Raw genomic sequence first — 20,930 nt, 5'->3', positions numbered from 1 at the left:
GCAGAAAAGCATGTAAAAAAACAATTTGAAGTTATGGAAGGAACTGTGATGAAAAAACAATTATCTATTTTCATATTAAGTATATTATTGTTATTAAGTGTAAGTGCATGCTCTAAAAACGAAAACAGATTTCCAGCTAACGGTGTGTTAATCATTGGAGATGAGAATCATACTGGAGCAATTATGAATCGTTATAAGGAAAACACGAAAGAACAGGAAGCTTTTGCAGTGAAAACAGGTAGATTTGACCAAAAAAGGGTTCTGATAATAAATGAATCTACTGCACAAGCGATGATGAATGCAAAGCTTTTTCGTAAACGTGATCAAGCATCCCTTTCTAAAACGTTAGATACGTTGTCGAATTTTCCAAAAGAAAGTTCCCTATTATTTATAAATGAAGAAGAAAAGAATATAAAAAGTATTGAAATAGAAGGAAACAAGATACCTGTTACATATGGTAGTGATGCTTGGCTTGGCAATAAACGTGACTATGGAGCACTATGGTATATCGTTGTGGCGAAAAATAGTGTGTATAAAGAAATAAAAGCAAATGAAACGAATATGCAACTTCTACACTTGAAAAAGTCATTAGGTGATGAAAACCCTAAAATATCGACAGATAATACGTTGATTAATGAAAAAGTAAAAGTAAGAAAGTTAATTGAAGGTTATAGAGATGAGGTATCAATTCAGTTTGTAACGATTGGAGAAAAATCTTAAAAAAGAGCTCGAGGTTGATGGATACTTTATCAACCTCGAGCTCTTTTTAATACCGTTTAAATAACTTACATTACTTCATTTAATCGAGTCTCACTCGTTTCTTCAATCGCATTTGAATTTTGAACTGAATTATTTTGTGCTTCTTTTTCTTTACGAGCCTTTTGTAGCATTTCAAGTATAATTCATAAAGGAACACCTTTATCTTTTAGCATCTTCCATAAATCTAATTCATTAAATTTATGCTCAGGTTGTTTCATTTCTTTTTCAGATAAACGAATATCAAATTTGATGGAATCATTTGATTTTTTATCTTCAAGTTTAGTAGAAGAGATAGTATTATGCTCAAGATGAGATGGAGTTATTTTAGTAGGTTGAGATAATGTATGAATATTGAATCCGATTTGCATGCCTTTTCCTCCTTTTCAAGCAATGAGATTAGTTTTCTTATGGTTTTTAAATCTTTTTAACATGAGGAAACTATATCTAATTATAAATCTAAATAAATAGATTTACAAGTTATATTGTAAAAAGTAAATATTTGCTTGAATTAATATTTATCAACAGTTGTATATGTTTTCTATATATACAATGTATATAAAATACTTTACATTATGTTTAAGTTGTTAAATTATTCTGTTAATTTTTTTAGGAAGAAAAATGTAAACGTTTTATTAGGGGGGAGAAAGTATGGGGAAGTTATTTTTAAAAATATGTTTTTTTGCATTAGTGACCGTATGTTCATTCGCAGCGAAAATATCATACGCTGAAGAGAGGCAACAAAATAATTATCCTATCATATTGGTGAATGGATTTGCTGGATGGGGTAGAGAAGAAATGCTTGGCGTAAAATATTGGGGTGGTGTTCATGATATACAGGAAGATTTGAAACGAAATGGTTATACGGTACATACCGCAGCTGTTGGACCTGTTTCTAGTAACTGGGATCGTGCATGTGAATTGTATGCACAAATTAGCGGTGGGACAGTAGACTATGGTGCAGTCCATGCTGAGAAACATGGACATAATCGTTTTGGCAGAACTTATAGTGGTTTTGCGCCGAATTGGAGTGAAACAAATAAAGTTCATTTAGTTGGACATAGCATGGGTGGACAAACGATTAGAACATTAGTACAGCTATTAAAAGAAGGTAGTTTTGAAGAAAAGAATTATGTGAAAAATCACCCAGACACCAAAATATCACCACTATTTGAAGGCGGAAAATCATACGTTCATAGTGTTACAACATTAGCAACCCCTCACAACGGTACAACACTTGCGGATGGTAGTCTTCTACTGCCGTTCGTTAAAGATTTACTCATTACAGCTGCAAGCTTTGGAGGAAACAATAATTTATCATTATATGATTTTAAATTGGATCAATGGGGTATAAAGAAGAATGCTGGAGAGTCCTTTTTCCAATATAGTAATCGTATTCTAAATAGTTCACTTTGGAAAAATACAAAAGATATAAGTCAATGGGATTTAAGTACAGATGGTGCAAAGGAGTTAAATAATTGGGTAAAGACGCAACCAGATGTGTATTATTTATCCTATAGTGGACATGCATCACAAGCAGCACCTATAACAGGTTTACATTTGCCTCATATAACGATGAATAAAGTGTTAATGGGAAATGCATTTTTCTTAGGTTCTTATGCGAGATATGAAGAAAACCGTCCGCTAGTTGATACTTCTTGGTGGCAAAATGATGGTGTAGTAAATACAAATTCTATGATTGCACCATCTTCTAATGTTACTGTAAATAATAATGAGTCATTACAGATTGGAAAATGGAATCATATCGAAACGAAAGCGAATTGGGACCATCTCGACATGATAGGGTTAAGTGTTTCAGACTCGTTAGGTTTTTCTAGCATTCAAGAGTTTTATAGAACAATTGCTGAAAAGCTATCACGTTTACCGAAATAGGTAATAATAAAGCGCTCTCGATGGAATTCGAGAGCGCTTTATATTATATTGAAAGAGGGATTTGGTAGAAAAATATGGGGGGATATTATGAAAATTCAAGTTGTATTATCAGGATACGGAACAGTAGGTAGAGAGTTTATAAAATTATTAAATGAAAAATATTCATATATATATGAAACATATGGGATTCAATTAGTTGTAAGCGGCGTATTAGGGAGAAATATTGCAATACATAATGAAGACGGCTTATCACTTCATCATTTATTAATGTATGGTGGCGGTACCGCTGCAATTGAAAAATATTTAGAGTATCATCCGAAGGAACGTGCAACAACTAGCATAAGTGGTACTGTATTGGTAGAATCAACAGTTACAAATCTTAAAGATGGAAATCCAGGGAAACAATATATGAAACAAGCGATTGAAAAACAGATGGATATAGTAGCAATTTCTAAAGGTGCGCTCGTTACAAACTGGAGAGAAATAAATGAAGCAGCAAAAGGCGCAAATATACGAATTCGATATAGCGGTGCAACAGCCGCTGCACTACCGACACTAGATATTGGACAAGTTAGTTTAGCCGGTTGCAGTATTGAAAAAATAGAAGGAATATTAAATGGAACAACTAATTATATTCTTACGAAAATGTATGAGGAAGATATGACATTTGAAGAAGCACTGAAAGAAGCACAAAATAAAGGAATTGCTGAGACAAACCCTATATTAGATATAAGTGGTTCAGATAGTGCGTGTAAATTGTTACTTTTGACAAACAGCTTAATAGAAACAGAGAAAACACTTACTGATATACATATAAAAGGAATCGAGCACGTTACAAAACAGCAAATTCGAAATGCTAAGGAACAACATAAAATTATTAAATTAATAGCATCAACATATAAGGATGAGGGAGGCAATGTGAATTTAAATGTTGAACCGTGCCAAATAGAAAAAGATCATCCGTTAGCAAAAGTAAATGGAACCGAAAAAGGAATTACGTTCTTTACAGATACGATGGGACAAGTTACTACAATTGGTGGGGCTTCTAATCCAAGAGGCGCTGCAGCTGCAGCTTTAAAAGATGTAATAAACTTATATCGAAAAGATTTGTAAGACCGTACCGCCCTTTATAAAAAATACATATGCCGTGGACCTTTTGAGAATGAAATAAATATGCAAAAATGATTGCAGGGGGTAAGAAATTGTTTAAGGATTTTAAAGTTGTTAAAGAACGTCCCGTTTATATTCAATTGAAAGATTATTTGAAGAAAATGATTATGAAAGGGCATTTGCTCGGGGATCAAAAAATCCCATCAACAAGGGAACTAAGTGAATTACTAAGTGTGAGTAGAAACACTGTACTCGCTGCTTATGCAGATTTAGAGCAAGAAGGACTCATTTATGCAGTTAAAGGAAAAGGGAACTTTGTTGCCAAGGTGGATATATCTAACACTTCGTCTGTTGAAATAGATTGGAAAAATAAACTTAATACAGTGACCGCATTAGCGGACGAATTAGATTTAATGAAACATGGTGTTCGTTGGGAAAAGGGAATGATTGTTTTTAATAGTATAGCCCCGGATGAGAAGCTATTTGATGTTGAAAATTTCAAAAGAGCTTTTCTTACTCGTATGTCCATTGAAGGGGACATCGTATTGAACTACGGATATGCAAAGGGATATAGACCGTTAATGAATTATTTACTTCATTACATGGAAATGAAAGGTGTAGACATTTCGAATAAAGATATTCTAATTACAAATGGATTTACAGAAGGATTGGATATTGTACTCTCTTCTTTATCAAAAAAATCCGGTCGTGTCATTTGTGAGAATCCAACTCACCATGCTGCACTTAAGCTTTTCCGTTTACATGGACTTGAAGTTCATGGGATTGATATGCATGAGGATGGTATTGATATGAATGAAGTTGAAAAAAGTTTGCGTGAAAAAGATTTTGATTTTGCTTATTTAATTCCTTCTTATCATAATCCAACCGGTATTGTTACGAGTTCAGAGAAAAGAACGGAATTGATGAGGTTATTCTCAAAATACAACGTTCCTATTATAGAGGACGGATTTAATGAAGAATTACGTTATTCAGGTTCACATTTAGCTCCATTATTAACTTTTGCGGGAGCTGGCAATAATGTGATTTATATTAGTAGCTTTTCAAAGGTGCTTTTCCCTGGTTTACGTGTAGGCTGGATTATTGCAGATAAAGAGCTGATTCATTATTTAGAAAGCGTAAAAAGAGCAAGAACGATTCACACATCTACGCTAGATCAAGCTGTTCTGTTTCAATATTTACATGAGGGATATTTTGAAAAATATTTAAAAAAGGCAAGATCTGTTTATAAGAAAAAATATGAGTTAGCTGTCGGGGCATGTAACCAGTACATTCCTTTTAAAAGAATGACTGGAGATGGTGGACTTCATTTATTTATAGAGCTAGAAGAGCATATGAATGCCCGCACACTTTTACAAAAGTGTTATGAGAAAGGCGTTACGTTTTCACCTGGAGATGTTTTTTACTCTGATGGAGAAGGAGCAAACACTTTCCGATTAGGGTTTTCGCGCTTGAAAGAAGAAGAAATAGTTCGTGGAATTAAAATAATTGGTGATACATTAAAAAATGAAATTTGGAGTTGAGAAAATGAAAATCGGTGTTATTATGGGCGGGGTATCGTCTGAAAAACAAGTTTCAATTATGACGGGGAATGAAATGATTGCTCATTTAGATAAAAATAAGTATGAAATAGTTCCAATTACATTAAACGAAAAAATGGATTTAATTGAAAAAGCGAAAGACATTGACTTTGCATTGCTCGCATTACACGGAAAATACGGAGAAGATGGGACAGTTCAAGGAACACTGGAGAGTTTAGGGATTCCTTATAGCGGAAGTAATATGTTATCTAGCAGTATATGTATGGATAAAAATATTTCGAAAAAGATTTTACGTTATGAAGGTGTAGAAACACCAGATTGGATTGAACTTACAAAAATGGAGGATCTAAATCTTGATGAGTTAGATAAGTTAGGATTTCCATTAGTGGTAAAACCAAACTCTGGCGGATCGAGTGTCGGGGTGAAAATCGTTTACAATAAAAATGAATTGATCTCAATGCTAGAAACTGTATTCGAATGGGATTCTGAAGTAGTAATTGAGAAGTATATAAAAGGTGATGAAATTACATGTTCTATTCTGTATGGAAAACAGTTACCTATAGTTTCAATTCGACATGCAGCCGAGTTCTTTGATTACAATGCAAAATATGATGATACTAGTACGGTTGAGGAAGTTATCGAACTTCCAGCAGAAATTAAGGAACGTGTAAATAAAGCTTCACTGACTTGTTATAAAGCATTAAAATGTAGTGTTTATGCAAGAGTTGATATGATGGTGAAGGACGGAATTCCATATGTAATGGAAATTAATACATTACCAGGGATGACACAATCAAGCCTATTGCCCAAAAGTGCAGAAGCAGCGGGAATTAGTTATAGCAAACTATTAGATATGATTATTGAAACATCATTAAAAGTTAGAAATGAAGAAGGGTTTTAAGGAGATTATATAACGAATTCTTTTGACAGTTTCACGAAGTATGCTATGATGAATACATTATAAAAACAAAATATTTATCCACTAGGGGGGCCTTTTATAGGCTGAGATCAAATGTGATTTTGAGACTCTTAGTACCTGATCTGGTTAATGCCAGCGTAGGGAAGTGGGAAAGACGTTGCTATTTAATGAGTAAATAAATACTGTCAATTTCACTTTCTTTACGCCTGTAAAGAAAGTTTTTTTATTTTACAGCTTTAATAATTGTGGATAAATACTTATATTTTATACATTATTGGAGGGATTTAAATGACTTTTTCACAATCATTACGTAAAGAAGTAGATTCAATTTGGGAAGCGAGTTTTAACCATCCTTTTGTAAAAAAACTTGGTGAAGGAACGTTAGATTTAGCTAGTTTTCGTTATTATGTGCTTCAAGATTCATATTATTTGAGTCATTTTGCTAGAGTACAAACTTTAGGAGCTGCAAAAGCTCTTGAATTAGAGACGACAGCTCGTATGGCACATCATGCTCAAAATACATATGAAGCAGAGTTATCTTTACATGAGAATTTTGCTAAAAAACTAGGGATAACGAAAGAAGAAAAAGATAATTTTATTCCTGCGCCAACTGCATATGCGTATACTTCACATATGTATCGTGCTGCGTATGAAGGGCATTTAGGAGATATCATTGCAGCAATTTTACCTTGCTATTGGTTGTATTATGAAATTGGCGAACGCTTAAAAGAGTGCCAGCCGGAAGAGCCAATTTATAACGAATGGATTTCTGCTTATGGATCTGATTGGTTCCGTACGCTAGTTGAAGAACAAATTACACGTTTAGATACTATCGCTGAAAAAGTAACAGAGGCAGACCGCAAACGTATGAAACAGCATTTTATTATTAGCAGTCAATATGAATATTCATTTTGGGAAATGGCTTATACATTAGAAAAGTGGCCAGTGGATACAGACGTAAAAGACGTAATTGGATAAAGAATAGAAGTAATGTTATAGATAGGTCTGGATCATACCTATCTATATATTTTTTCTTGTCAAATTTGCGTAAAGTCATTAGTGCTACGGATATGGCGAAATAGAATATCGATAATTTAGCTCATTTACTTGTCTACGCATTAACTGGATAAACTTCTGTCACATTTATTTTACAATTAAAGAACGTAAATGTTGGTGGTATGAAGTTAAATAAGAAAAGAAACCCGAGCTATTAGCTGTAACGGAGTTGTTTTTTCTTTGCAGGAATTTCTAAATTATCATGGAGTGTTGTTAATACGATATGCAAATATGCATATCGTATTTTTTTGAGCTCTTTATGTGTTAAAATTAGATATAGAGATATAGAAATATAAAGAAGCAAAAGCAGGAATATCCAATGAATTTTGAGAGGTGTTATATGTTTACAAATAAGAAATTAATTCGATTTGGTTTATCGTTGTTTGTATTTTTAGGGATAATTAATTTTACAATCAGCTATTTCCAAACATATCTTGAAACAGCAGCAGATATTAAATGGGTAATTCCAGAAATTTGGAAAACTATTTTGCTAGATGTTCCTCAAGGTATACTTGTTCTTTTAGGCGCAATTGCTTTATATGATTTCACAAAAGAGGCATCACAAAAAGACGCATCAATCTAAGTGTGTCTTTTTTCTATTAGGAATTTCATAGAGAGTTTTGCTGGAGAAATAGAATGAAAAGCCCTAATAAGGGCTTTTTTCTTTGTAGGAATTTCTTATCTGTCATAGAAACCGGTCACTTGGAGGTGTTATAGCGAAAGCCATTTACAGTACAGAAAAATCTAAGCAGCAGACGGAAATATATAGGACATGGCATCATAATTATTGAGAAATTAATTGAACTTAGTAAGTATGAAGATATGACGCTAGAATTCATATTTTTTAATTTTTATTTATCCCGCTATTTGCCGGGCAGTAAGCCCCCCACCTCAAAATTCAGCGGAAGCAAAGAAGTTAGGTAGGGGATGAACAAAACCCCACTGATTAAAGTTTCACTTTATAAAAATGAGCCCATAGTAAAAATAGGTATATGAACAAGGTGCATCATCTAGTGATAAGTCATACTTTGTTGGTGTACGTATTGAACTTAGTTTATAGCGCTATTTCTACTTAGATGTAACGAACAGGAATATAGGGAAGTATCGATGAGGTTGTATTTTATAAACGGAGGTTATGAAAATGAATCAGTTTCAACAAGAACTACAAGCGTTAAGCCTTAATGATTACCGGTCTGGAAATATTGTCTATTGGGACCAGCAAAACCAATATCCATATTACTATATTGAAGATGCTGCTCGTCGCTGTGGCGGTTGTGGTCGTTGTGGCGGCTGTGGTGGAGGTCGTTGTGGCGGCTTCCGTTGTGGTGGCTTCCGTTGTATTGGTTGCTTCGGTTGTTTTGGTTGCGGAGGCTGTGGCGGTTGTGGCGGCTGTGGTGGTTGCTCTAACTGTTTTGATGGTTTTACTGATACTACCGGTACTATTGTAACGTATGAATATTGATAACATCTATCTTGCTAGTTGCGGGCAGTAACATCCCCCAAAAAATTCAGCGAGAGCAAAGAGAAGTTAGGTGGCGGACTGCCCATAAAAGCCCGATTGGTGAGAGCTGATTAAAGTTTCACTTTATCAATAAAAAAACATTAGTTATATGTACGTGCCGACAAAGAATATAGCCATTTTTAATGGATATATTCAATCATTCAAGTGAAAGAGTAACAATAAGATATATAGATGTAATCAAGATGTGATGGATAAAGCAATGACTAGATTTAAAATCTAATCATTGTTTTTTTCTTATGGTTTTGTCATTAAATATCTGTCTAGTTTAGGCATTGCTTCCTTCTAGCTAACGAATTTATTACAACTTTGTAAGGTTAATGTAATGTTAATCGATAGTAAATGAAGATGCTTGAGTGTAATTTAAATAAGATTAAAAAGTACTGTTTATCTATAAAATAATCGGGTAAATACTATGTAATTAGGAAGTGTATGAATATGATTGAACTAAAATCTATTATCCATTCGTATAAACTAAAGAGAAAAATAGCTAAAGATTTATACGGAAAAAGAGATGAATTGACACTGTTATTAAATGAATTTAATAAAATGAAATGTACAGTAACATCTGAAAAGAAGAAAAATAATATATTATCTCGTTTGCAACTAATTTATCAAAATATGAAATCGGATAAGCAGTACCCTCTAGCAGTTGCTTTTGATAGTAAATTATTGGAGCGATTAGAAAAAGAACCTCTACATACTATTGAGGATGGTGTAACATGTTTACATCTAATGTTAGATGTGAATTATGAGAAAATAAAACAATATGGTTCGAGTACAAGTAGGTCATTTGTTCCATTATCGCAGTCTTCTATTTGTCTTGCTGATTGTATTTGTTTAACAGGAGTTGTAGTAGGTTTACTAGGAGCAATTTCATTTGGGGGATTACTGTTATCTATATGTTCAATTACATAAAGGTTGATATTTGTAAAAAGGGCACCGAATTAAGGTGTTCTTTTTTGGTTTTTTTGTAAAGATATTGTAAATGATAAGTACAATGCATTAAGTGTAATGTATAATTCGAATGTATCAAAATTCAAATATAGCAGAGGTGTTATACATGATAATTACTTTGAATTTTTAAAAGAGTTGGTTTGATAATAATTTATGTAGATAAACAGTTTTTACGTTTCTTTTAAATACTTGGTTTAAATGGATTAGATTAAGTAACTATTGTTCTAGCTTTTTGATAATCAAGACAACTGAAGAAAGGAAGGAATCATTTTATGAAAAAATTAAGGCTGCTAACATTTGAAAATATAGTAGAACCCCTTTTAAATGAAAAGGTATCATTTATATACTTTCCTATTGAATGGCTGGACATGGTAGAGATACATTATAAGACATTTTTATTAACGAGTAAGTTGAAACGTTTGAATGAAAGATTGTATGATATGTTTTCGGATATATTGTTTATTCAGCATAACCCATACGTATTAAATGAAAATACACCATGGATTGTATCGAAAGAACCTATTAGACAAGAGCAGCTCGATTATATTTTTCAAAGTTGGTATGAGATTATTCATGATTGGAAACCAAATAGATTAGTAGAACCACCAAAATATGAATGGCAATCCGATTTGATTTCTAATTTGCCAGTACTACATGATAATGAAACGTATTCTAAGTGGGTGCCCGCTTTAATCTCACATATTTTTTGTGAGCGTCCTATATATTTAAAAAATACAAATGAAGAAGAAATCTATTTTTCCCCTCTTAGATCACAAAATATTTGTGAGGCGATGTCAGGGCCGATAAAAGATGAAAAAACACAAGATTTTTTCTCCTATGTATATCGATTCGAATGCATAACCCGCGGTGGTGAGAACGCTCCATTATTAAATATTTCAATAGGGATTCGGAGATTTTATCAAGAATATAAGATGATAGGTCAAACAAACCTTGATATGACAACGTTTGTTTGACTTTTTTTGATAAAATGCAAACATTTTGCAAACATAGGTTATCCAAAGATACTTTTACCGAAGTTTTTAACTGCTTCTTCCTGCATATTCGGTAAAACATGAGAATAGACACTTAATGTCATTGAAATATCTGTATGACCTAATCGCTCACTGATGATTTTAGGGTTAACTCCTTGTTTCAATAGTAGAGTGGCGTGTGTATGTCTTAAATCATGGAATTTAATTTCTTTTATACCTACTTTGTGTGTCATCCTAATGAAACTTTTTCTGAAATGTGCTCTTTTTATGATTCTTCCAAACTCATTACAATTTATTAAATCTTGATCTAGATAAGCAGAGCCAAACTTTAATTTCTCTTTATTGATTAAAATTTTATGTTTTTTTAAGGCTGCTATTGTTTCATTAGGTACAGGAATTGTACGTTTTGATGAATTTGTTTTTGCAGTTTTTTTGATTTTATTGTCATGACCAGATGTTTGATTTATTGTAACAGTATGTTTTTCAAAATCAATGTCCTGCCATCGTAACCCTAGAACTTCTCCCAGACGCATACCTGTAGTTATTGCAAGTAGATACCCAATGTGATATCGTGATTCTTGTGAATGAGCTAAAAACTTTTTTACTTCTTCCTCTGTCCAAGTCTGGATAGGGGTTTTTTCTTTTTTAGGTATCTCAGCAAAATCTGCTGGATTTCGAGAAATAATATTTTGTTTTACGGCTAGGTTTAAAGCGCTCTTTAAAATTCTATGCATAAGCAGAATAGAATTGTTTGCAATCCCTTTATCTATCGCAGTCTTATAACATTTTTGAATGTGTATAACATTTAATTTATGGAGCGCAACCATTCCTATACTAGGTATAACATGTTGGTTGATAAATGCCTTATAGCCAGCAAAGGTACTCCTTTCTATGCTCATACTTTTAATTTCTAGCCAATGATTTAGGTAATCTTTTAGTGTAACTTTAGATGGCTCTATAAAAGTTCCTTCATTCAACTCTGTAATTTTCTTTGCCACATCAGCCTGTGCTTCTTTTTTTGTCTTATACCCAGAAAACCACTTTTGTCTTCTTTTTCCTGTCTCTGGATCAGGACCGATATCAATAACGATACAGTATTTATTTCCTCTTTTTCGAATATGTCCTTTCACTTAAAACACTCCTTCATTTGTTTTGAATCATGTTGTATAAGTCTAGTTGTAATTTTGCTGCTATGAAAATTACATGTTTGGACATATCAGCGATGGATATATTTTACCATATAAAAATAAATTCAGTTATAGTGTAGGGGGATTCATCTGTTGTTAAACAATAGTGAAATGTCTACTCCGATTATTAAATGCAATATTGCATATTTTTTTAGGAAGTTTACAAAACAAGGAATATATTAATATTTTTAACTTTCTCAAGTATTTTCAGAATATGAGAGAATAGATGTTTGGGTTATTTGTGATAGAATATTCTTAATAATATAATTTGAAGGAACGAAAAAGACCCATAGCGTGTGTAATTGTGCTGGGAACACTTTTACACCGTTTGCCCTAATTGTAGTAGGGAAAACATTTGCCATGAGCCTTTTAGTTACGACTATGCGTAACATATACGGCTAGTATAACACAACTTTTAGATGTAATTCATCATTAAGGTGCGTTTTCATGATAGGGAAGTGTGTCTTGTTCCAATAAGGGGGACAAAACATGTGGAAAGCTCTAAATCAAATTGAAAAAGAGTTATGTGCAGCTGGAATAAGGAAAAATAAACTAGCAAATTATTGGGGAGTTAAGCCAAGTACTGTTACAAAAGTTTTTAAAGGTAACACAGACATGAGTTTTGGCTTTCTTTCTAAGACAGTCATCCTATTAAACAAAGGCATACAGGTTCAAGAAAATTTATTAACAGATTATATAAATATTACGAAACCAAAATCAGAAAACTTACGTGAGGCAATGGAGGATTTAGCTTTAAGGGGAAAGTTTAATCTATTAATTAATATTATAAATAGTGAATCACAATCAAAGGTAGCAGAAAATAGAGAATTTGCTAATGTGTATCGAATTATATATAGACGATATATAGGTGAGATTGATGCTATACAGTACCATAAGGCATTAAGCCTCGAAAGTAAATCAATAAGAACCTCAGAGATGGAAGTGTTAATTGAGATTTTATTATGTCAAGCGCAATATCAATCGGGTAATTTTACTTCGTTAAATGAGCGATTAAAATCTCTTGAAATAAAACTAAATAAAATAAGTAATAGGTACATTCGAGAATGTTATAAATTACGATATAAAGAAGCCATTGCGGTTACTTCGTTGCAGGGTGGTGAAGTCATTGAAGCAAGGCATGTTAGCATGGAACTATTAGATGATCTTGAATGGGATAACTTTTTTTCTTTTCCAAAAGTAAATGCATATTTAAAGCTAGGAGAATCGTATATTTTTTCAGCGAATGAATATGAGAAAGCAAAATATTATTTGGAAAAGACTCTTGAAGTGCTTGGGGATAGTAAGATTAATGGAATTGAGAGAAAAAGAAAAATGGTGCAGCATACATTATCATTTTTAAAGATTCATCATGATAAAGAAATTAGTAGCATAGATGTTGTTCATCCAGGTGAACTAGCATATTTAAGGATTAAACAAGGTAAGAGGATTGAAGCGAGAAAACTATTGATTCAATTAAAAGAGAAGAATGGAAGGTTAACAGACATACAGACTGCATATTTAGGTTTAACATATGAAGGTACTAAAAAAGAAGAGTTAATGAAACGTTCTCTTTTGATGTGTCAAAAATCAGGGAATATATTTTATTCGAATTTACCAAAAATACACTTGGGTTTAATTTGAATAATTGGTATAATTGTCTTCGGAAAGAGGTGAAATTATGAAAAAAATAATTACAATCATTCCTGCGCTATTAATAGCTGCTACATTATTCATTAACACTGATTCTATAAAAGAAAAACCTAGTACAAATGATTTAAAACCTACAATTCAACACATGATGGTTGACCCTGGTGGCGGCTGGTAAAATACATAATAAGTTTATATATATTACAAATGACATCGTCTTAATTGACGATGTCATTTGTAGTTTTAGGAGAAATTTCTTTTTTTGCTGAAAGAAGAAAAAAGAAATTATTGTAAAAAAATACCAAAACTCAAAGAGGGAGATTGAAGAAGATGAAGAGCAAAGAAGGGGAAGTTAATTTAATTAAACAAGCTTTATTACTTTTGCAAGAAGAGGATAATCCAAAAGAGAAATTATTTTCTATCTGTTTGAGTGAATCCAAAAAAGAAAAAGTTATGTAAAAAAGACTATCTAACTTTTTGGATAGTCTTTTTACACTACATATTCCCTTTAGATTTTTCGTAGTTCACAAACATCTCTAATTGCTCTAACGCTTTTTTTCGTTGTTCTTCAGGTAAGTCATTAATGATCTGAAGAATTTCGTGTGCTTCTTTTGTTAACTGTAAGTCTTCGCCCGCTGTTAAATCTGGTGAATCAGATAAACCTAACAAATAATCTGTGGTTACTTTTAAATAATTTGCTATCTTCTGAAGTGTACGTGTACCGGGTGCTTTTTTTCCCTCAACATAATTATAAACAGAAACATGACTAACACCAATTGCATCAGCTAACTGTTGTTGGGTGATGCTCTTCTTTTCAATTAATGATTTCAATCTCTCATGACTAAACATAATAAAAAACACCCCAAGTTTATTTTATATGAAATTATTTTTTCTTAATTACTATTATGGTGTCACACTGTCATTATATATTAACTATCAGTTAAGTGGGAAGGTAATTTTTTCGAAAAAAGTTTTAGGAAACACTTGAACTTAACTTCAGGTTAAGTTATTATGTAATTAACAACAAAAACGGAAGAGAGGAGTTGTTTATGAAAACTCTAAAGCAGCTACGTGTAGAACAGGGATATACATGTAGGGAAGTAGCTGAAGCCGTTGGTATTACTGAAGTTTATTATTGGTATATAGAAAACGGGAAGCGTCGACCTTATTATGATTTAATTGTGAAAATTGCTGAGTTTTTTAAAGTGAAGTTAGATGCAATTAAAATTTTTTGCCCATAACTTAACCTTAAGTTAAGTTATGTTTGGTTAAGTAAATTAGAAAGGAGCAAAAAAATGGGATTAGATCAAATCATTAAAGAGTCAATCCGTGAAGTTGTTCGCGAAGAAATTCAAGCAGCTTTAGCTTCATTCCAACAACAATCACAACCAAACAAGGTAATGAGGGTGAAAGAAGCAGCTGCTTACCTCAATATAGCAGTTTGTAGAATGTATGAATTAGCAAATCACCCACATTTTCCAGTGATTAGGGAAGGTCGTAAATTACTTTTCTTGCAAAAGGATTTAGAAGCTTGGCTTGAAGCACAAAAGGAAGTGATTTAGTGGAAGATACAACATCATTAGCTATATTAGCGATATTAATTGCATGTGGTTCATGGTTGTTTTACATAACTTATGAGCCGATAAAACACTGGGCTTGGAGTGATGTGAAGCAAAGTAAAAAGACCCATGGCAGTGGGTCCTTTTCAAAAAATAAGTTGTTATAAGTATACCACGGAAAGTAGGGAAATAGCACATTGGTTTTATGAAAAGGAGTGAAAGCTATGAACAACAAGGTATTACAAATAGGGCAGATAAATTTTCGTGGCAATGTTATAGATCATGGATGGTTTAAAACACTTACATTAGATAATGGTAAACCTAATATTGTTGCAATTACTATCTTAGGAGAAATTGTTTATTGGTATAAACCTACTGAAGTAAGAAGTGAAGAATCTAGTCAAGTTCAATATAAACAAAAGTTTAAGGCAGATACGCTTCAAAAGAGTTATCAACAATTAGCCGATTCATTTGGGTTTACAAAAAGACAAGTAAAAGAAGCATGTGACTTTCTGAAAGAACGTGGACTTATAAAAATTGAATTTAGGACGATTCTTGTTAACGGAACTAGGTGTAATAACGTTATGTATGTTGAACCTGTACCTGAAATGATTCAGAAAATATCTATTATATATTGGGGAAATGGTAACCCTCCTACACTGAAAAGTAATAGCCCTATTACTTTAGAAAGCAAGAGGGTCTTACATTCTAAAGCAATACCCCCCTACGATAAAACGGAAGAGTCTCTTACACTAGAACGTAAGACAAATACAGAGATTACTACAAATATTACTACAAATATAAATGATGATGATAATGCTACTTCATCTCAAAAATTAATTGATCAAGAATTTAAAATCAGTTACAACTTTTTACTTAAAAAGGGTATTCCGTTAAGTGAAATTGCAATCCAAGAATTAGGTGAGTTTTGTTATAGATTCGGTAATGAATTAATTACTCACGCTGTTAATAAAGCAATTGATGAAAATGTACCAAAGTGGAGATATATCCGTAGTATTTTAAGTAGTTGGGAAAAGGCAAAAGTAAAAACATTAGATGATGTTGCTGCTTTAGATACTTGGTTTGAAATGAGCAAGCAAAATAAAAAGCGTACTGGCAAAGGATTTGCTAATCGAACTGAAGCTGTACCAGATTGGTTACATCAGCAGGAAGAACATGAACCAGTGCAACAACCGCAGCAAACCCCAAACGAGGATCTCGAGGATGATAGGAAACGTTTGGATGAGATTTTAAACAAATATAAAAATACTAAGGTGGAGTAAGGTATGAAAAATACAACGATTATGAAAGCTGAACAGTTTCAAGAGGATTTGTTAAAAGGTAAGAAATCCTTAAATGATTTAAGAGAAGAACTTGGTTTAGAGAAGTTAAATGAACCGGCATTCAATACTTTATTGAAGGTCAAAATAGAAAATAAAAGAGTTGTAAATTTGATTCATCTGAACAGAGAAGAATTTAGTACGGAAACCATTCATACAAGGGCAATGCCAGCAATTAATGATTGTTTTAATGAATTAAGAGTTTTTAACTACGGATGTGCAAATACGTTTGAAGAATATGAAAAGTTGGTACATGAGGATTGTGAAATGATAAAAAAAACAATCAACAACTACATTGATGCAATGGGAAAAGCGATGATCCATTTGGGTGAATCTGTAGAGAAATGGCAAGATTAACCCCTCGCAGCGCCAACTACGAAGGGTTAGAATTAATAAATTTTTGTAACTTTAAATTTTAAAAGTTTGTTATTTTCGGCAGGGTTTCGTTTTACAACACAACGAATTTTACCTGATTCAATTAATTGATCTACAACTTTAAGCATGGTGTCAGATGAAAGATGTTGGAGTCTTCCATCTGATAATAAAAAGTTCATATTCAAGTGTTTTTGAGAATCTGGATCTAATAAATCCCTATTTTCATTAATGATTTGAAGAATTAGTTCTTGGGTAGATTCATAAGCCATAGTTTTACCTCCTTTCCAAATATATGTTTATTTTACATGAATTTAGCAATGAAGTTGTCTGAAAAAAATACTAAGGGGGAGTTAAAGATGAAAAATACAGGTATTGTAAGGAAAGTCGATGAGTTAGGTCGTGTAGTAATTCCAGTAGAGTTACGCAGAACTTTGGGAATTGCTGAAGGGACAGCACTAGACTTTCATGTTTATGGAGACAACATCCTTTTGAAAAAACAAGAAAAGTCATGCTTTGTAACGGGGGAAGTGTCTGACTCTAACATTGAATTGTTTGGTGGGCGAATGTTTTTAAGTAAGGAAGGGGCAAGTGAGTTGCTGAACCTTCTTAAAAAGAGCGGGATGGCAAATGTCTAAGCAATTAAATATTTTCGATGTAGCTCCAGACATTTGTGAGTTTGATGTCATGAAAGCAAACGTGAAGAAAGGAACTGGACGCAATACATATGCTGATGTACGCGTCCAAGTTCCAAAGAATGCAAAGTGTACGGATGAGTTACCACGCACAACTAAACAAGATGATCGCTATGACATATTTGAACAATATGTCATGGCAATATGGAGATTTCAACGTGCTGTAGATAAGTTTTTTAATTGGGATGCAGCCGAAGAATTGTGTAAGGCCGCAAGAGATAAAAAAGTAATAATTCCGGTACGGATTTACTTAGGAAGCGGTTTTAAACCTGATGTTGTTGAGTACATGAAGTGAGAAAAAAGGAGAGGAATATATGAAGAAAGAAATCGATGTTACAAGTAATAAATTATATGTGGTTACGGATGGAAAAATCCTTTCTTTTGAACCATCAGCCAGCGGTTTTGGTGAACAAGTTGTAATTTGGGTTAACGGTAAAGTTGGTCATGTTAAAACTACCTCCAATGAAATGATAAAGTAATTAGCTTTTTAAAGGAGTGTTTGAAATGTCGGCTTTTAAAGTTCGGGTTGCTTTAGAAGAAGTGGATTTTTTATGGGATCAAAGAGAGGTTTTCCAGTTTCGAGAGCTTTGGAATAGCAACTACACACTTTTAGAGATTTCGAAAAGGTTTAAAAGAAAGCAAATAGAAGTAGCGGCACTTATTTTAGATCAAGTGGATAAGTTTAAGATCCGCAAAAGAAAAATGGGTTTAGGCGATATTGGCGACAAGAAAGTTCGGAATAAAAAGAAAAAAGAAATGCCATTATACGTCTACATTGCTTTAGAAGAGGTAAATTTTATTTGGAATGAGGACGATATAGAGCTTTTTAAGGATTTATGGATGAAGCAGCTTGGCATTGAAGAAATAGCAAGCAAATTAAGAAGGCATCAAATTGAAATAGCAACATTAATACTGGATCAGTTCGGTTTAGAATACATGCTTAATTGTTTAATAGATACGAAAAAAAGAGTTGCTTAATTAAATTAGTGAGGGAGCAAATGGAAATGAACTTAACTAAAATATTCGGAATGCAAAAGGTATTAGATACAAGAATCATCAAGGAGAACGGGCTGGAAGGCCAAAATTTATTTTACAATATGATCCTTGCTTTACAAGTTGAAATTGGAGAACTTGCAAATGAAACTAGATGTTTTAAGCATTGGAGCAATAAAGGGCCAAGTGAAAAAGAAGTTATTCTGATGGAATATGTTGATGGTTTACATTTCATAGCCTCATTAGGCAACGGTATTGGCTTTAATCCTAATGGATATAGTGCGGAATTTTTAAATCACAACGCAAATGTTTTTTCTGCAAGTTCGTTAGTCAGTCAGTTCAACAATGTATATGAAGCTGTTTCGGAATTTCGTGCAACTCAAGATAGGGAGTTGTACGAAGAATTGCTATATTCCTACTTAGGATTAGGTAAGAAATTAGGATTCACATTTGAAGAGATTGAGCAAGGTTATTACAAGAAGAATGAAGTAAATCATCAACGTCAGAATAACGGGTATTAAACAATGAAAGGTATGTGCATAGATGTGGATCATTCAGCTTTACTGGGAATAAATGAAGAATATTTTTTATTCCCAGCTAAGCCTAATCATTACTATGTCAGCAAATTTAATCGTAAGGAATCACATTTTGGATGTTATCCAGCAGAGAGATTTAAATTGGTAGAAAACGAGGTTTGGAGACCAGAACCGCAAATTAATATGCCGAATTTAGATGAAAGTAAATTCTATAAAGCTCAATTGATTTGGCGAACAAAAGGCTATAAAGATAAACCACTTAAGGAATACATTCTAAAGCCAAAAGGTACACATTGTTTCTTCTGGCATGATCGAGAATGTGAAAAATTATGTGGATGTTTTCCGATACATTGGTTTGCTACTTTTGAGGAATTAGCAGAGGAACTAGAAGAAGTTAAAGAAACGCCAAAGCAGGAACTTGTTTCATTGTTAGAAAGACCTGGTGGTCAACTAGCATTCTTTTAAAATCTGAATTTTATTAAAAAATGGAGTTTGTAATGAAAAGAGCCACGAGTTGTGAAGGCTCATGGCTCATTGTATAAGGGTAAAGTCGTAATGACTTTATAAATAAATAATATCACGAATATCCAAATAAATACAATAAAAGTAAATTAAATGGTATAAAATTTGAATTTTGTATAAAAATTAAAGAAGCCTATACCTCAATATAGTATAGGCCGAGGGACTAAAATTAATCTGTTATCAATTTCGAATAGATATTTAAATCGATAAGCTTCCCAGCTGATATTTCGCTTTTTCTTAGAGTCCCTTCAAAAGTGAATTGTAATTTTTGTAATACTTTTATGGAGTTCAGATTTTCAGGTTCAACTTTTGCTTCGACACGATTTAGTTTCAAATGTGTAAAAGCGTAATCTAATAGAGCAGAACTCGCTTCAGAGGCATAACCTTTGCCCCAAAATGCTTTCGAAACATCATAGCCAATCTCAGTCTTTAAATTTTCGAAATCTAAGGAATTATAACCGCATGAACCGATGATTTGATTAGATTCTTTTTCAATAATAGTAAAACGCATAGCTTTATTATTTTGAGTTAGTTCATTGAGAAAATGAATCATATCTTTCGCTTGGTTTTCATCAGTGAAATTACTTATATTCATGAATTTTGTAACGTCAGGATCAGACCATATTCTAAATAAGCTTAATGAATCTGATTCTTTCATTTGTCTTAAATGCAATCTTTGTGTGTGTAGTTCTGTAATCAATACTTTTACCTCCATTATGTTGTTGTGATAGGTAGATTAAAAATATTGATATCTGCGCATAATTCAGTCCCTTCTGGATTAGTTAACTCTTATTATACAAAAAATTACTAAATTGAACAAAAGCGTTATTTTAGTTGGGTATTATGAGGTTTCATTTGAAAGGAACGTCCCAATGATAATAAAGAGCACTATAAATCAGTGCTCTTTTTATCAGAAATTGCTAAGTCCTTAAAAATAAAACCATTACGGACAATTTACAATGGTGATAGTGACGTTAGCCATTGTTCCAGGAGAATCAAGAAGTGAAGCGGTAACGGTTACTGTTCCAGGCCCATCAGCTGCTAGAAATACAGCTGTAAAGTTACCAGAAGCATTGGTAATGACAGCAAGAGGAACCATAAAAGCAAGAGAAGGGTTACTAAATGAAAAACTGACTACTACTCCTGGAGTAGGATTACCGTTTACTAATACTTGACCCGAAAAAAATAAAGTATTATTTCCTTGAGTAGATACACATGCTGTGGTGTCGTTAGAAGTCAAGGTAATAGATGCAGGACCAGCAGGAAGATTAAATCCAGTCGGTCCAGTAGGCCCGGTGTTACCAGTAGGCCCGGTGTT

29 protein-coding genes, 2 pseudogenes and 1 riboswitch are annotated in these 20,930 nt (G+C 32.9%); of the genes and pseudogenes, 26 read left to right on the top strand and 5 right to left on the bottom strand.

Features of this window, described 5'->3' with window-relative positions:
* Window positions 1-48: 48 nt before the first annotated feature.
* Window positions 49-720 carry a lipoprotein BA_5634 family protein gene (locus MR107_RS22185; RefSeq protein WP_242292722.1) on the top strand — a complete coding sequence of 224 codons (672 nt, stop codon included), beginning with the start codon at window positions 49-51 and terminating at the stop codon, window positions 718-720.
* A 65-nt stretch (window positions 721-785) separates the two neighbouring features.
* Here MR107_RS22185 and MR107_RS22180 read toward each other — a convergent pair.
* Window positions 786-1,127: pseudogene (locus tag MR107_RS22180) on the bottom strand (DUF3914 domain-containing protein).
* 280 nt (window positions 1,128-1,407) lie between these two features.
* On the opposite strand from MR107_RS22180, the gene MR107_RS22175 reads away from it, so the two are divergent.
* The 10 genes and pseudogenes from MR107_RS22175 (at window position 1,408) to MR107_RS22130 (ending at window position 10,743) form a co-directional block, all read left to right on the top strand.
* Window positions 1,408-2,649: an esterase/lipase family protein gene (locus tag MR107_RS22175; protein WP_000517070.1), complete on the top strand. Its 1,242-nt coding sequence runs from the start codon at window positions 1,408-1,410 to the stop codon at window positions 2,647-2,649.
* Window positions 2,650-2,736: 87 nt separating this feature from the next.
* Entirely contained in the window at window positions 2,737-3,762 is a 1,026-nt protein-coding gene (locus tag MR107_RS22170; protein ID WP_000701758.1) for a homoserine dehydrogenase, read from the top strand.
* An 89-nt stretch (window positions 3,763-3,851) separates the two neighbouring features.
* Window positions 3,852-5,300: a MocR-like pyridoxine biosynthesis transcription factor PdxR gene (pdxR, locus tag MR107_RS22165; RefSeq protein WP_242292721.1), complete on the top strand. Its 1,449-nt coding sequence runs from the start codon at window positions 3,852-3,854 to the stop codon at window positions 5,298-5,300.
* 4 nt (window positions 5,301-5,304) lie between these two features.
* Window positions 5,305-6,219 (top strand): D-alanine--D-alanine ligase, encoded by a 915-nt coding sequence (locus MR107_RS22160; protein ID WP_242292720.1) that lies wholly within the window; start codon window positions 5,305-5,307, stop codon window positions 6,217-6,219.
* Window positions 6,220-6,292: 73 nt separating this feature from the next.
* Window positions 6,293-6,398: riboswitch (TPP riboswitch) on the top strand.
* A 127-nt stretch (window positions 6,399-6,525) separates the two neighbouring features.
* Window positions 6,526-7,215: a thiaminase II gene (tenA, locus tag MR107_RS22155; protein WP_000144509.1), complete on the top strand. Its 690-nt coding sequence runs from the start codon at window positions 6,526-6,528 to the stop codon at window positions 7,213-7,215.
* A gap of 397 nt (window positions 7,216-7,612) precedes the next feature.
* Window positions 7,613-7,876 carry a DUF3937 domain-containing protein gene (locus MR107_RS22150; RefSeq protein ID WP_002082716.1) on the top strand — a complete coding sequence of 88 codons (264 nt, stop codon included), beginning with the start codon at window positions 7,613-7,615 and terminating at the stop codon, window positions 7,874-7,876.
* A 558-nt stretch (window positions 7,877-8,434) separates the two neighbouring features.
* A complete protein-coding gene (locus MR107_RS22145; protein WP_001071364.1) occupies window positions 8,435-8,755 on the top strand; it encodes a heterocycloanthracin/sonorensin family bacteriocin in 321 nt (106 codons plus the stop codon).
* A 145-nt stretch (window positions 8,756-8,900) separates the two neighbouring features.
* A pseudogene (locus MR107_RS22140) lies at window positions 8,901-9,035 on the top strand (site-specific integrase); the annotation flags it as partial.
* A gap of 209 nt (window positions 9,036-9,244) precedes the next feature.
* Window positions 9,245-9,730 carry a hypothetical protein gene (locus MR107_RS22135; RefSeq protein WP_002182774.1) on the top strand — a complete coding sequence of 162 codons (486 nt, stop codon included), beginning with the start codon at window positions 9,245-9,247 and terminating at the stop codon, window positions 9,728-9,730.
* A 311-nt stretch (window positions 9,731-10,041) separates the two neighbouring features.
* Window positions 10,042-10,743 carry a pPIWI_RE module domain-containing protein gene (locus MR107_RS22130; RefSeq protein WP_086403819.1) on the top strand — a complete coding sequence of 234 codons (702 nt, stop codon included), beginning with the start codon at window positions 10,042-10,044 and terminating at the stop codon, window positions 10,741-10,743.
* Between the two features lie 38 nt (window positions 10,744-10,781).
* On the opposite strand, the gene MR107_RS22125 is transcribed toward MR107_RS22130, so the two are convergent.
* Window positions 10,782-11,891 (bottom strand): site-specific integrase, encoded by a 1,110-nt coding sequence (locus MR107_RS22125; RefSeq protein ID WP_242292719.1) that lies wholly within the window; start codon window positions 11,889-11,891, stop codon window positions 10,782-10,784.
* A gap of 546 nt (window positions 11,892-12,437) precedes the next feature.
* Between MR107_RS22125 and MR107_RS22120 the strand changes: the two genes are divergently transcribed.
* The 3 genes from MR107_RS22120 to MR107_RS31400 all read left to right on the top strand — a co-directional run bounded on the left by MR107_RS22120 (window position 12,438) and on the right by MR107_RS31400 (window position 14,054).
* Window positions 12,438-13,589 carry an AimR family lysis-lysogeny pheromone receptor gene (locus tag MR107_RS22120; RefSeq protein WP_063264024.1) on the top strand — a complete coding sequence of 384 codons (1,152 nt, stop codon included), beginning with the start codon at window positions 12,438-12,440 and terminating at the stop codon, window positions 13,587-13,589.
* A gap of 37 nt (window positions 13,590-13,626) precedes the next feature.
* The gene (locus MR107_RS22115; RefSeq protein ID WP_000720921.1) at window positions 13,627-13,773 is read left to right on the top strand and encodes a hypothetical protein; all 147 of its coding nucleotides are present in this window, start codon (window positions 13,627-13,629) and stop codon (window positions 13,771-13,773) included.
* A 152-nt stretch (window positions 13,774-13,925) separates the two neighbouring features.
* Window positions 13,926-14,054: a hypothetical protein gene (locus MR107_RS31400; RefSeq protein ID WP_000836783.1), complete on the top strand. Its 129-nt coding sequence runs from the start codon at window positions 13,926-13,928 to the stop codon at window positions 14,052-14,054.
* Between the two features lie 36 nt (window positions 14,055-14,090).
* Here the strand turns inward: MR107_RS31400 and MR107_RS22110 are convergent, their stop codons facing one another.
* Window positions 14,091-14,444, bottom strand: coding sequence for a helix-turn-helix domain-containing protein (locus MR107_RS22110; RefSeq protein ID WP_000491236.1), 354 nt, complete (start codon window positions 14,442-14,444; stop codon window positions 14,091-14,093).
* Window positions 14,445-14,644: 200 nt separating this feature from the next.
* Between MR107_RS22110 and MR107_RS22105 the strand changes: the two genes are divergently transcribed.
* From MR107_RS22105 to MR107_RS22085, 5 genes are read left to right on the top strand one after another with little or no spacing between them, the layout of a single operon-like run.
* A complete protein-coding gene (locus MR107_RS22105) occupies window positions 14,645-14,836 on the top strand; it encodes a helix-turn-helix domain-containing protein (RefSeq protein ID WP_000854271.1) in 192 nt (63 codons plus the stop codon).
* 54 nt (window positions 14,837-14,890) lie between these two features.
* Window positions 14,891-15,157: a helix-turn-helix domain-containing protein gene (locus MR107_RS22100; RefSeq protein WP_000522030.1), complete on the top strand. Its 267-nt coding sequence runs from the start codon at window positions 14,891-14,893 to the stop codon at window positions 15,155-15,157.
* On the top strand, window positions 15,157-15,321 hold the full coding sequence (locus MR107_RS22095) for a hypothetical protein (protein ID WP_202822734.1): 165 nt from the start codon (window positions 15,157-15,159) through the stop codon (window positions 15,319-15,321). Before MR107_RS22100 ends, MR107_RS22095 begins: the two co-directional genes overlap by 1 nt.
* A gap of 57 nt (window positions 15,322-15,378) precedes the next feature.
* Window positions 15,379-16,437: a DnaD domain-containing protein gene (locus MR107_RS22090; protein ID WP_242292718.1), complete on the top strand. Its 1,059-nt coding sequence runs from the start codon at window positions 15,379-15,381 to the stop codon at window positions 16,435-16,437.
* A gap of 3 nt (window positions 16,438-16,440) precedes the next feature.
* The gene (locus MR107_RS22085; RefSeq protein ID WP_202822736.1) at window positions 16,441-16,851 is read left to right on the top strand and encodes a hypothetical protein; all 411 of its coding nucleotides are present in this window, start codon (window positions 16,441-16,443) and stop codon (window positions 16,849-16,851) included.
* 32 nt (window positions 16,852-16,883) lie between these two features.
* On the opposite strand, the gene MR107_RS22080 is transcribed toward MR107_RS22085, so the two are convergent.
* Window positions 16,884-17,138 (bottom strand): hypothetical protein, encoded by a 255-nt coding sequence (locus MR107_RS22080; RefSeq protein WP_242292717.1) that lies wholly within the window; start codon window positions 17,136-17,138, stop codon window positions 16,884-16,886.
* A gap of 87 nt (window positions 17,139-17,225) precedes the next feature.
* On the opposite strand from MR107_RS22080, the gene MR107_RS22075 reads away from it, so the two are divergent.
* From MR107_RS22075 to MR107_RS22050, 6 genes are read left to right on the top strand one after another with little or no spacing between them, the layout of a single operon-like run.
* Window positions 17,226-17,504: an AbrB/MazE/SpoVT family DNA-binding domain-containing protein gene (locus MR107_RS22075; RefSeq protein ID WP_199669736.1), complete on the top strand. Its 279-nt coding sequence runs from the start codon at window positions 17,226-17,228 to the stop codon at window positions 17,502-17,504.
* Window positions 17,497-17,856 carry a cell division protein SepF gene (locus MR107_RS22070; protein ID WP_199669735.1) on the top strand — a complete coding sequence of 120 codons (360 nt, stop codon included), beginning with the start codon at window positions 17,497-17,499 and terminating at the stop codon, window positions 17,854-17,856. Before MR107_RS22075 ends, MR107_RS22070 begins: the two co-directional genes overlap by 8 nt.
* A gap of 19 nt (window positions 17,857-17,875) precedes the next feature.
* Window positions 17,876-18,040 (top strand): DUF3954 domain-containing protein, encoded by a 165-nt coding sequence (locus tag MR107_RS22065; RefSeq protein ID WP_242292716.1) that lies wholly within the window; start codon window positions 17,876-17,878, stop codon window positions 18,038-18,040.
* 25 nt (window positions 18,041-18,065) lie between these two features.
* Window positions 18,066-18,539, top strand: coding sequence for a sugar ABC transporter substrate-binding protein (locus MR107_RS22060; RefSeq protein WP_242292715.1), 474 nt, complete (start codon window positions 18,066-18,068; stop codon window positions 18,537-18,539).
* A gap of 20 nt (window positions 18,540-18,559) precedes the next feature.
* Window positions 18,560-19,075 (top strand): dUTP diphosphatase, encoded by a 516-nt coding sequence (locus MR107_RS22055; RefSeq protein WP_242292714.1) that lies wholly within the window; start codon window positions 18,560-18,562, stop codon window positions 19,073-19,075.
* A 3-nt stretch (window positions 19,076-19,078) separates the two neighbouring features.
* Window positions 19,079-19,555 carry a hypothetical protein gene (locus tag MR107_RS22050; protein ID WP_242292713.1) on the top strand — a complete coding sequence of 159 codons (477 nt, stop codon included), beginning with the start codon at window positions 19,079-19,081 and terminating at the stop codon, window positions 19,553-19,555.
* A gap of 226 nt (window positions 19,556-19,781) precedes the next feature.
* Here the strand turns inward: MR107_RS22050 and MR107_RS22045 are convergent, their stop codons facing one another.
* On the bottom strand, window positions 19,782-20,312 hold the full coding sequence (locus MR107_RS22045; RefSeq protein ID WP_242292712.1) for a GNAT family N-acetyltransferase: 531 nt from the start codon (window positions 20,310-20,312) through the stop codon (window positions 19,782-19,784).
* Between the two features lie 259 nt (window positions 20,313-20,571).
* Between MR107_RS22045 and MR107_RS22040 the strand changes: the two genes are divergently transcribed.
* Complete coding sequence (locus tag MR107_RS22040) at window positions 20,572-20,787, top strand: hypothetical protein (RefSeq protein WP_000237382.1); 216 nt, start codon at window positions 20,572-20,574, stop codon at window positions 20,785-20,787.
* Window positions 20,788-20,930 lie beyond the last annotated feature (143 nt).

This window comes from Bacillus cereus group sp. BfR-BA-01441 (assembly GCF_022663075.1).
GTDB lineage: Bacteria > Bacillota > Bacilli > Bacillales > Bacillaceae_G > Bacillus_A > Bacillus_A cereus.
The sequence above is the reverse complement of the archived record's forward strand: the minus strand, read 5'-3'. Positions and strand labels throughout refer to the sequence as shown.